Source organism: Pseudomonas sp. FG47, from assembly GCF_057809115.1.
The window spans coordinates 177,792-189,096 of record NZ_JBMDJI010000002.1; the positions used below are offsets into that span (position 1 = coordinate 177,792).

Sequence of the window (11,305 nt, forward strand, 5' to 3'; positions counted from 1 at the left end):
TGCAACCGTCAGCAGAACGGGCGTGCCAACTGGCGCACTACCTCACAACCACACAACCGTCGGTGATTAGCTTCACTCTTGAATCAGCAGGGAACGTACAACGTGCAGCAACCGCCACTTTCGAGCACGACCAACGCGGCAGGGAATGCCATCACCGTCCGCCAACGCCACCCGGTGGCATTGGCCATGCTGGCGAGCAGCCTGGCCGCCAGCACCGGCCTGGCCTGGGCAGATGAGGCCAAGCCATTCGAGCTGGGCGCCACTGCCATCACCGCCACGACGCTGGGCGAGATCACCGAGGGCAGCGGCTCCTACACGACCGGTGCTACCCGCACGGCCACGCGCATGGCCCTGTCGCCCCGGCAGACGCCGCAGTCGGTGAGCGTGATCAGCCGTCAGCAGATGGACGACCAGAACCTGACCGACATCGCCAAGGCGCTGGGCAAGACGCCGGGCGTCACGGTGAGCAAGCTCGACAGCAATCGCACCAGCTTTCGGGTACGTGGCTTCGAGATCGACAACTTCCAGGTCGACGGCATTCCCAGTGCTTTTCGCTTCTCCAATGGCGTTGACCGTACCGACATGGTCATCTTCGATCGGGTCGAGGTGCTCAGGGGCGCCACCGGGCTGCTCAGTGGCTTCGGCAGCCCGGCCGCCACGGTCAACCTGGTGCGCAAGCGACCGACCCATGCGTTGTCCGGTTATGTATCGTTGGGCGCCGGCAGCTGGGACAGCTACCGTGGCGAGTTCGACATCGGCGGGCCGTTGACCGGCGCTGGCAATGTACGCGGGCGTTTGGTCGTGGCCCATGAGGATGGCCACTCGTTCATGGACAACCTAGCCGACAAGAAGCAGGTGCTCTACGGTATCGTCGAGTTCGACCTGAGCGACGACACCTTGCTCAGCGTCGGCCTGAGCCGCCAGAGCAACCGCCCCGAGGCCACCTCGTGGGGGCCTTCGACGCCGTTGTTGGACAGCAATGGCAATCGCTTTCGCATGTCGCGCTCGTATAACCCAGGAGCCAAGTGGAGCCAGTGGGATAACACCGCGGACAACCTGTTCCTCACCCTCGAGCAACGCCTGGCCCACGACTGGACGCTCAAGGCTTCGGTCACGCGCAGTGAAAACGACTCGCCCATGCGCCTGGGCTCGGCCACCAATGGTTACCCTGATCCGCTGACCGGCGACGGTATCACCGTATGGCTGGGTCGCTATCACTACCAGACCAACCAGAGCACCTACGACCTTTACGCCAGCGGGCCCTTGCAGATGCTGGGGCGCGAGCACGAGCTGGTGGCGGGTATCTCGCACCGTGACCTGCGCACCCACGAGGACCACTGGCCGATGCGTTTCGGCAAAGCCAACATCTATCAATGGCGGGGCGATTATCCCGAGCCTGAGTGGGGCGCGCGCAGTGCCAAGGTCAATACCCGCGTGCAAGAGGATGCGGCGTATCTCACCGGGCGCTTCAAGCCGAGCGACGACTTGGCGCTGATCATCGGTGGCCGGCTGTCCAACTGGCAGTTGGACGGTTCGCGGTTCGACACCGCCAGCGGCCAGCGGCGCAAGACCCAGAGCCTGGAAGAGAACGGCGTGGTGGTGCCCTATGCCGGGGTGGTCTACGACCTGGACCCCAGCTGGTCGGTTTACGCCAGCTATACCAGCATCTTCAAGCCCCATGAAAGCCAGCAGGACGCCAGCGGCAAGATGATCGAGCCGGAGGAGGGCGATGCCTACGAATTGGGCCTCAAAGGTGAGTTCTTCGATGGGCGGCTGAATGCCAGCCTTGCGGTGTTTGAGGTGCGCCAGGACAACCTGGCGGAGTTCGTGCGCACCGACCCGACCAGCAACCGTGGCGTCTACCGTTCGATCAAGGGCGCCAAGAGCCGCGGTTTCGAGTTGGAGCTGGCTGGCGAGCTGACGGCCGACTGGCATGTGCAGGGCGGCTTTACCCACCGCATCACCCGCGATGGCGAGGGTGACAAGATCTCCACCATCGAGCCGGAGAACCTGTTGCGCCTGTCCAGCACCTATCGTCTGTCGGGTGCCTGGAGCAAGCTCACCGTGGGCGGGGCGGCCAACTGGCAGAGCAAGATCTGGAAGGACATCAGCAGCCCGTTGCCAGGCCAGACCGATCGCTACACCCAGGCGAGCTACCTGACCCTGGATGCCATGGCTCGCTACCAGGTGAGCGAGCAGCTTTCGGTATCGCTCAACGGCAACAACCTCACCGATAAGCGGTATTTCAACAACCTGGGCTTCTATAACGGCGGGTATTACGGTGACCCACGCAATTTCATGCTGACCACCCGTTACACGTTCTGAGCCCCAGCCGTTTCAACTTGGGCTTGCCGGGGTCGCTTTGCGACCCTTTCGCGACACAAGGCCGCTCCTACAGAGACCGCGCCGTCCTGGGGCGGCCTTGCCGAGGTGTCGGACCGGTCGGAAAGGGCGGGTTCTGAACTCTCTGTAACCGCACAACCTGTAGGCAACAGCAAGGCCAGGGCGCCTGGCCTCCCACTTGTCAATTTCCCAGCGCTTTCATCCTCCCGTCGGCACCATCTGGCACAATTGCTGTCATACCTGTGCAAAAACACAGCATAAGCCTTTGTCACAAAAGAAAATGCATGCTCAAATTGCAGGCATGTGAAATCAGCCCCCACTTGAGCCCCGCATGACGTACCGTCATGGCGGCTGGCGGGCAGTAATGTTAAAAGTAGTGGTTCATTGGCCAGCGACCGGCCGATCACTATTGGACGCGCAGCACGCGCAGGAATAGACGCGTTTTGAAGAAATCCACCGCAACTCCAGCTCCCTTGCCCGTGCCCCTGTGGCGGCAGCAGCTGCACTACCGACTCAAGGAAGGTGCGCTGATCGCCGTCGGTGCGCTGTGCCTGTACCTGTGGATGGCCCTGCTGACCTACGACACGTCCGACCCGGGCTTCAGCCATACCAGCAACGCCGACCAGGTGCAGAACGCCGCTGGCCGCGCCGGCGCGTATTTCGCCGACATCCTGTTCATGGTCCTCGGCTACTTTGCTTACATCTTCCCGCTGCTGCTGGCGATCAAGACCTGGCAGATCTTCCGTGAGCGCCACCAGCCCTGGCAGTGGAGCGGCTGGCTGTTCTCCTGGCGCCTGATCGGTTTGGTGTTCCTGGTACTGTCGGGCGCGGCGCTGGCGCATATCCACTTCCATCCGTCGGCGAGCCTGCCGTTCTCCGCCGGGGGCGCCCTGGGCGAGAGCCTGGGCGACCTGGCGCGCAACCTGCTGAACGTGCAGGGCAGCACGCTGATGTTCATCGCCCTGTTCCTGTTCGGCCTGACCGTGTTCACCGACCTGTCCTGGTTCAAGGTGATGGATGTCACCGGCAAGATCACCCTTGATCTGTTCGAGCTGGTGCAGAGCGCCGCCAACCGCTGGTGGGAGGCGCGCAACGAACGCAAGCGCCTGGTGGCGCAACTGCGCGAAGTGGACGACCAGGTCGACGAAGTGGTCGCCCCGGTGGTCGCGGACAAGCGCGAGCAGGTCAAGGCCCGCGAGCGCATCATCGAGCGCGACGAGGCGCTGACCAAGCACATTGCCCAGCGTGAACAGCAGCCGGCCCCGGTGATCAACATCCCGACGCCAGCGGTCAAGGCCCCGGAGCCGAGCAAGCGGGTGATGAAGGAGAAGCAAGCGCCGCTGTTCGTCGACAGCGCCGTCGAGGGCACCCTGCCGTCTATCTCCATCCTCGACCCGGCCGAACAGAAAAAGGTCGAGTACTCGCCAGAATCCCTGGCCGCGGTCGGCCACCTGCTGGAAATCAAACTGAAGGAATTCGGCGTCGAAGTCTCGGTGGACTCGATCCACCCGGGCCCGGTCATCACCCGCTACGAAATCCAGCCGGCGGCCGGGGTCAAGGTCAGCCGCATCGCCAACCTGGCCAAGGACCTGGCGCGTTCGCTGGCGGTGACCAGCGTGCGGGTGGTCGAGGTCATCCCCGGCAAGACCACCGTGGGCATCGAGATCCCCAACGAAAACCGCCAGATGGTGCGTTTCTCCGAAGTGCTGTCGTCGCCGCAGTTCGACGAGAACAAGTCACCAGTGACCCTGGCCCTGGGTCACGACATCGGCGGCAAGCCGGTGATCACCGACCTGGCGAAGATGCCGCACCTGCTGGTGGCCGGTACCACCGGTTCCGGTAAGTCGGTGGGCGTCAACGCGATGATCCTGTCGATCCTGTTCAAGTCGGGCCCGGAAGACGCGCGGCTGATCATGATCGACCCGAAAATGCTCGAACTGTCGATCTACGAAGGCATCCCGCACCTGCTGTGCCCGGTGGTCACCGACATGAAGGACGCCGCCAACGCCCTGCGCTGGAGCGTCGCCGAGATGGAGCGCCGCTACAAGCTGATGGCGGCCATGGGCGTGCGCAACCTGGCGGGCTTCAACCGCAAGATCAAGGATGCCCAGGAAGCCGGCGAGGTCATCCACGACCCGCTGTATCGCCGCGAGAGCATGGACGACGAGCCACCGGCGCTCAAGACCCTGCCGACCATCGTGGTGGTGGTCGACGAATTCGCCGACATGATGATGATCGTCGGCAAGAAGGTCGAAGAGCTGATCGCCCGTATCGCGCAGAAGGCCCGTGCCGCCGGTATCCACCTGATCCTCGCCACCCAGCGCCCGTCGGTGGACGTGATCACCGGCCTGATCAAGGCCAACATCCCGACCCGCATGGCGTTCCAGGTGTCGAGCAAGATCGACTCGCGGACCATCATCGACCAGGGCGGCGCCGAACAGCTGCTGGGCCACGGTGACATGCTGTACATGCCGCCGGGCACCAGCCTGCCGATCCGCGTGCATGGCGCCTTCGTCTCCGACGACGAGGTGCACCGTACGGTCGAGGCGTGGAAGCTGCGTGGCGCGCCGGACTACAACGACGACATCCTCAACGGCGTCGAGGAGGCCGGCAGCGGCTTCGATGGTGGCGGCGGTGGCGGCGGCGATGGCGAGGATTCCGAGAGCGACGCTTTGTATGATGAAGCCGTCCAGTTCGTGCTCGAGAGCCGTCGCGCGTCGATTTCGGCGGTGCAGCGCAAGCTGAAGATTGGCTACAACCGCGCCGCGCGGATGATCGAGGCGATGGAGATGGCCGGCGTGGTCACGCCGATGAACAGCAACGGCTCGCGGGAAGTGATTGCCCCGGGCGGCCCGCGCGATTGATGATCACCTCGCCGGGTGCCAACGGTGGCACCCGGCCTATTCAATGCTCAATGAGGACTCCCATGCGCGCGATTCGCATGCTGTTGGTTTCTGCCCTGGCCGCGGCCAGCCTGTCGGCCCAGGCCGGCGAACAGGACGTGCAACGCCTGACCCAGTTGCTGGAAAAGTCGCAGACCATCGAGGCCAACTTCTCCCAGCTGACCCTGGACGCCAGCGGCACCAGTCTGCAGGAAGCCAATGGCAAGATGACCGTCAAGCGCCCGGGCCTGTTCTACTGGCACACCGATGCGCCTCAGGAGCAGGTGGTGGTGTCCGACGGCAAGAATGTCACCCTGTGGGACCCGGACCTGGAACAAGCCACCATCAAGAAGCTCGACCAGCGCCTGAACCAGACCCCGGCGCTGCTGCTGTCCGGTGATGTCTCGAAGATCAGCCAGAGCTTCGACATCACCTCCAAGGAGCAGGGCGAGGTCATGGACTTCACCTTGAAACCCAAGACCAAGGACACCCTGTTCGACTCGCTGCGCGTGTCGTTCCGCCGGGGGTTGATCAATGACATGCAGCTGATCGACAGCGTCGGCCAGCGCACCAACATCCTGTTCAATGGCGTCAAGGCCAACCAGGCGGTGCCGGACAGCAAGTTCAAGTTCGACATCCCCAAGGGCGCGGACGTCATCAAGGAGTAAGCGGAGCCTGTGATGGACCTGTTTCGTAGCGAACCTGTCGCCCAGCCCCTGGCCGCCCGCCTGCGCCCGTCCAACCTGGACGAGTACGTCGGCCAGGAGCACCTGCTGGCGCGTGGCAAGCCGCTGCGCGAGGCGCTGGAGCAGGGCGCGCTGCACTCGATGATCTTCTGGGGCCCGCCCGGGGTGGGTAAGACCACCCTGGCGCGGTTGCTGGCGCAGTTCTGCGATGCGCATTTCGAGACGGTGTCGGCGGTGCTGGCCGGGGTCAAGGAGATTCGCCAGGCGGTCGAGGTGGCCAAGCAGCAGGCCGGCCAGTACGGCAGGCGTACCATCCTGTTCGTCGACGAGGTGCACCGCTTCAACAAGTCGCAACAGGATGCCTTCCTGCCCTATGTGGAGGACGGCACGTTGCTGTTCATCGGCGCCACCACCGAAAACCCCTCGTTCGAGCTGAACAACGCGCTGCTGTCGCGGGCACGTGTCTACGTGCTCAAGAGCCTGGACGAGGCGGCGCTGCGCAAGCTGGTCAACCGCGCGCTCAGCGAGGAGCGGGGCCTGGGCAAGCGCAACCTGCGGGTGGGCGACGAAGCCTTCAAGATGCTCATGGCCGCCGCCGACGGCGACGGCCGGCGCATGCTCAACTTCCTCGAAAACGCCTCCGACCTGGCCGAGGACGGCAGCGAGATCGACGTGCAGATGCTGCAAAGCCTGCTCGGCGACAGCCGTCGCCGTTTCGACAAGGGCGGCGAGGCGTTCTACGACCAGATCTCCGCACTGCACAAGTCGGTGCGCGGCTCCAACCCCGATGGCGCGCTGTACTGGTTCGCGCGCATGCTCGACGGCGGCTGCGACCCGCTGTACATCGCCCGGCGCGTGGTGCGCATGGCCAGCGAAGACATCGGCAACGCCGACCCGCGCGCACTCAGCCTGTGCCTGGCGGCGTGGGACGTGCAAGAGCGCCTGGGCAGCCCGGAGGGAGAGCTGGCGGTGGCCCAGGCCATCACCTACCTGGCCTGCGCGCCGAAGAGCAACGCGGTGTACATGGGCTTCAAGACTGCCCTGCGCGAAGCCGCCGAGCACGGCTCGCTGGAAGTGCCGCTGCACCTGCGTAACGCGCCGACCAAGCTGATGAAACAGCTGGGTTATGGCGACGAGTACCGCTATGCCCACGATGAACCTGACGCCTATGCCGCCGGTGAAGACTATTTCCCTGACCAGCTCGAGCCGCGCCAGTATTACCAGCCGGTGCCGCGAGGCCTGGAACTGAAGATCGGCGAGAAGCTGCGCCACCTGGCCGAGCTCGACCGCAACAGCCCCCGCCAGCGGAGAAAGCCGTGATCGTACTCATCGCTGCGGTCAGTGCCGGTGGCATCGCCGGCACCTTGTTGCGCTTCGCCACCGCCAACTGGGTCGCCGCCCACTGGCCACGGCACTTCTATGCCGGTACGCTGGCGGTCAACCTGGTGGGCTGCCTGTTGATCGGCCTGCTGTACGGACTGTTCCTGCACAAGCCCCTGGCGCCGGTCGAACTGCGCGCCGGGCTGATGGTGGGCTTTCTGGGCGGCCTGACCACTTTTTCCTCCTTCTCGCTCGATACCGTGCGCCTGATGGAAAGCGGGCAGCTTCCGCTGGCCTTGGGCTATACCATTATCAGCGTGGTGGGCGGCCTGCTCGCGACCTGGGCCGGCCTTGCCCTGACCCGATTCTGAACCAACACCTACCTATAACGAGAGAACGATATGCTCGATTCCAAACTGTTACGCGGCCAACTTCAGGAAGTGGCGGATCGCCTGGCCTCCCGTGGCTTCAGCCTGGATGTCGCGCGCATCGAATCACTGGAAGAGCGGCGCAAGGCGGTGCAGACCCGTACCGAGCAACTGCAGGCCGAGCGTAACGCCCGTTCCAAGTCCATCGGCCAGGCCAAGGCCAAGGGCGAGGACATCGCTCCACTGATGGCTGACGTCGAGCGCATGGCCAATGAACTGGCCGCAGGCAAGAGCGAGCTGGACGCCATCCAGGCCGAGCTGGACGCCATCCTGCTGACCATCCCCAACCTGCCGGACGCCAGCGTGCCGGTCGGCGCCAATGAGGACGACAACGTCGAGGTGCGCCGCTGGGGCACGCCGCGCAGCTTCGACTTCGAGATCAAGGACCACGTCGCCCTGGGCGAGATCAGCGGTGGCTTGGACTTCGAGGCTGCGGCCAAGATGTCGGGTGCGCGCTTTGCCGTGCTGCGCGGGCCGATTGCCCGTCTGCACCGGGCCCTGGCGCAGTTCATGATCAACCTGCATACCGGCGAGCATGGCTATGAAGAGGCCTACACGCCTTACCTGGTGCAAGCGCCGGCCCTGATGGGCACCGGTCAGCTGCCGAAGTTCGAGGAAGACCTGTTCAAGATCAGCCGTGAAGGCGAGGCCGATTTCTACCTGATCCCTACCTCCGAAGTGTCGCTGACCAACCTGGTGTCTGGCGAGATCCTCGACGCCAAGCAACTGCCAGTGAAGTTCGTCGCCCATTCCCCGTGCTTCCGCAGCGAAGCCGGTGCGTCGGGACGCGATACCCGCGGCATGATTCGCCAGCACCAGTTCGACAAGGTCGAGATGGTGCAGGTGGTGGAGCCGAGCAAGTCCATGGAAGCGTTGGACGGCATGACTGCCAACGCCGAGCGCGTGCTGCAACTGCTGGAACTGCCATACCGCGTGCTTGCCTTGTGCACCGGTGACATGGGCTTTGGCGCGGTGAAGACGTTCGACCTGGAAGTCTGGGTGCCGAGCCAGGACAAATACCGCGAGATCAGTTCCTGCTCCAACTGCGGCGACTTCCAGGCGCGTCGCATGCAGGCGCGCTGGCGCAACCCGGAAACCGGCAAGCCGGAACTGGTGCACACCCTCAACGGTTCCGGCCTGGCCGTGGGCCGTACCCTGGTGGCAGTGTTGGAAAACTACCAGCAGGCCGACGGCTCGATCCGTGTGCCGGACGTGCTCAAACCCTACATGGGTGGTGTCGAGGTCATCCGCTAAATGGATTACCTGCCGCTGTTCCACAAGCTGCAGGGGGGCCGGGTACTGGTCGTCGGCGGCGGCGAGATCGCCTTGCGCAAGGCACGCCTGCTGGCCGATGCCGGTGCCGCGCTGCGGGTGGTGGCGCCGGACGTCGACGGCCAGTTGGCCGCGCTGGCCCGTGAGGGCGGCGGTGAGGTCCTGGTGCGTGGTTACCAGGCGGCGGACCTCGAGGGATGCCGCCTGGTGATCGCGGCCACCGACGACGCTGGGCTCAATGCCCAGGTCTCGGCCCACGCCCAGGCGCGCAGCCTGCCGGTCAACGTGGTGGACGCACCGGCCTTGTGCACGGTGATCTTCCCGGCCATCGTCGACCGTTCGCCCCTGGTGGTGGCGGTGTCCAGCGGCGGCGACGCGCCGGTGCTGGCGCGCTTGATCCGCGCCAAGCTGGAGGCCTGGATTCCGTCGGCTTACGGCGAGCTGGCCGGGCTGGCTGCGCGTTTTCGCGACAAGGTCAAGGTCTTGTACCCGGACGTAAACCAGCGCCGCGGCTTCTGGGAGCAGGTGTTCCAGGGCCCGATCGCCGAGCGTCAGCTGGCCGGGCAGGGCGGCGAGGCCGAGCGCCTGTTGCAGGCGATGGTCGATGGCGCGCCGGTGCAGCAAGGCGGCGAGGTGTACCTGGTGGGTGCCGGCCCGGGCGATCCGGACCTGCTGACCTTCCGCGCCCTACGCCTGATGCAGCAGGCCGACGTGGTGCTGTACGACCGCTTGGTGGCCCCGGCCATCATCGAGATGTGCCGGCGTGACGCCGAGCGTATCTATGTTGGCAAGCGCCGCGCCGACCATGCCGTGCCCCAGGACCAGATCAACCGCCTGCTGGTGGACCTGGCTCGACAGGGCAAGCGCGTGCTGCGCCTCAAGGGTGGCGATCCGTTCATCTTCGGTCGTGGTGGCGAGGAGATCGAGGAGCTGGCCGAGCAGGGCATTCCGTTCCAGGTAGTGCCCGGCATCACCGCGGCCAGCGGTTGCTCCGCCTATGGCGGGATTCCCCTGACCCACCGTGACTATGCCCAGTCGGTGCGTTTCGTCACTGGCCATCTGAAGGACGGTACCAGCAACTTGCCTTGGCATGACCTGGTGGCGCCGGCCCAGACCTTGGTGTTCTACATGGGGCTGGTGGGGTTGCCGACCATCTGCGCCGAGCTGATTCGCCATGGGCGAGCCGCCAGTACGCCGGCAGCGCTGGTGCAGCAGGGCACCACACGCAACCAGCGGGTGTTCACCGGTACCCTGGCCGACCTGCCCGAGTTGGTGGCGCGCCATGAAGTGCATGCGCCGACCTTGGTGATCGTCGGGGAGGTGGTGCAGTTGCGTGACAAGCTGGCGTGGTTTGAAGGGGCGCAAAACAGCTGAAATCGCCGGGGCTGCGAAGCAGCCCCGGCAATCTCAACCCTGCCAGATCCCTCTGCCCGATAACCGCTCCCGGTCATGCGCCAGGCCAAAGTCCTGCAGCGGCCCCTTGGGCACGATACCGTTCGGATTGATGGTCTTGTGGCTCAGGTAATAGTGCTTCTGGATATGCTCCATGTTCACCGTGCCCGCCACGCCCGGCCACTGGTACAGCTCGCGCAGCCAGTTCGACAGGTTCGGATAGTCCGCCAGGCGCCGCAGGTTGCACTTGAAGTGCCCGTGGTACACCGCATCGAAGCGCACCAGGGTGGTAAACAGCCGCACATCGGCCTCGGTCAGGTATTCACCGGCCAGGTACCGTTGGTTATGCAGTAGCGCTTCCAACTGATCCAGCTCGTTGAATACCTCATCGAAGGCCTTTTCATAGGCGTCTTGCGAGGTGGCGAAGCCTGCGCGGTACACGCCGTTGTTCACTGCCGGATAGATGCGTTCGTTAAGCGCGTCGATGGTGGCGCGCAGTGGCTCTGGGTACAGGTCCAGGGTGTTGCCGGTGAGTTCGTTGAACGCTGTGTTGAAGATGCGGATGATCTCGGCCGACTCGTTGTTGACGATGCGCTTTTGCTGCTTGTCCCACAGCACCGGCACGGTCACGCGCCCAGTGTAATGCGGGTCGTCCTGGGTGTAGCGCTGGTGCAGGTACTGCAGGGCGTCGAGGTGATCGCCGCTGGAGCCTTCTTGCTGGTCGAAGGTCCAGCCGTGCTCGCCCATCAACCAGCTGACCACCGACACGTCGATCAGCGGCTCCAGGCCCTTGATGACCCGCAGGATCAGGGTGCGGTGGGCCCAGGGGCAGGCCAGCGAAACATACAGGTGGTAGCGGCCGGCCTCGGCGGCGGGCAATGGGTTGCGGCGCTGCGCGCTCTCGCGCTGGAAAGCGCCGTCCTTGCTGGTCTGGTACCACTGGTCATGCCAGCGCCCATCGATCAAAAGGCCCATGTCGAGC

Annotated in this window: 8 protein-coding genes; 7 read left to right on the forward strand and 1 reads right to left on the reverse strand. The window is 64.7% G+C overall.

Annotated elements, in window-relative coordinates:
• Positions 1–102 precede the first annotated feature (102 nt).
• The 7 genes from ACODS5_RS03580 to cysG all read left to right on the forward strand — a co-directional run bounded on the left by ACODS5_RS03580 (position 103) and on the right by cysG (position 10,305).
• Positions 103–2,325, forward strand: coding sequence for a TonB-dependent siderophore receptor (locus tag ACODS5_RS03580; RefSeq protein ID WP_489107925.1), 2,223 nt, complete (start codon positions 103–105; stop codon positions 2,323–2,325).
• Between the two features lie 461 nt (positions 2,326–2,786).
• Positions 2,787–5,207: a DNA translocase FtsK gene (gene ftsK, locus ACODS5_RS03585; protein WP_134692782.1), complete on the forward strand. Its 2,421-nt coding sequence runs from the start codon at positions 2,787–2,789 to the stop codon at positions 5,205–5,207.
• A 62-nt stretch (positions 5,208–5,269) separates the two neighbouring features.
• The gene (lolA, locus tag ACODS5_RS03590) at positions 5,270–5,893 is read left to right on the forward strand and encodes an outer membrane lipoprotein periplasmic chaperone LolA (RefSeq protein WP_134692783.1); all 624 of its coding nucleotides are present in this window, start codon (positions 5,270–5,272) and stop codon (positions 5,891–5,893) included.
• Between the two features lie 12 nt (positions 5,894–5,905).
• On the forward strand, positions 5,906–7,231 hold the full coding sequence (locus ACODS5_RS03595; protein WP_134692784.1) for a replication-associated recombination protein A: 1,326 nt from the start codon (positions 5,906–5,908) through the stop codon (positions 7,229–7,231).
• Positions 7,228–7,602 carry a fluoride efflux transporter CrcB gene (gene crcB, locus ACODS5_RS03600; protein WP_134692785.1) on the forward strand — a complete coding sequence of 125 codons (375 nt, stop codon included), beginning with the start codon at positions 7,228–7,230 and terminating at the stop codon, positions 7,600–7,602. Before ACODS5_RS03595 ends, crcB begins: the two co-directional genes overlap by 4 nt.
• 30 nt (positions 7,603–7,632) lie before the next feature.
• Positions 7,633–8,913 carry a serine--tRNA ligase gene (serS, locus tag ACODS5_RS03605; RefSeq protein WP_134692786.1) on the forward strand — a complete coding sequence of 427 codons (1,281 nt, stop codon included), beginning with the start codon at positions 7,633–7,635 and terminating at the stop codon, positions 8,911–8,913.
• Positions 8,914–10,305, forward strand: a complete 1,392-nt coding sequence (gene cysG, locus ACODS5_RS03610; RefSeq protein ID WP_134692787.1) for a siroheme synthase CysG — start codon at positions 8,914–8,916, stop codon at positions 10,303–10,305.
• Positions 10,306–10,338: 33 nt separating this feature from the next.
• On the opposite strand, the gene ACODS5_RS03615 is transcribed toward cysG, so the two are convergent.
• Positions 10,339–11,298, reverse strand: coding sequence for a glutathione S-transferase family protein (locus ACODS5_RS03615; protein ID WP_489107926.1), 960 nt, complete (start codon positions 11,296–11,298; stop codon positions 10,339–10,341).
• Positions 11,299–11,305: the final 7 nt, after the last annotated feature.

Excerpts from the sequence above, each read along its gene's own strand:
- lolA (WP_134692783.1), top strand. The coding sequence starts at position 5,270 with ATGCGCGCGATTCGCATGCTGTTGGTTTCTGCCCTGGCCGCGGCCAGC.
- ACODS5_RS03595 (WP_134692784.1), top strand. The coding sequence starts at position 5,906 with ATGGACCTGTTTCGTAGCGAACCTGTCGCCCAGCCCCTGGCCGCCCGC.
- serS (WP_134692786.1), top strand. The coding sequence starts at position 7,633 with ATGCTCGATTCCAAACTGTTACGCGGCCAACTTCAGGAAGTGGCGGAT.
- cysG (WP_134692787.1), top strand. The coding sequence starts at position 8,914 with ATGGATTACCTGCCGCTGTTCCACAAGCTGCAGGGGGGCCGGGTACTG.
- ACODS5_RS03615 (WP_489107926.1), bottom strand. The coding sequence starts at position 11,298 with ATGGGCCTTTTGATCGATGGGCGCTGGCATGACCAGTGGTACCAGACC.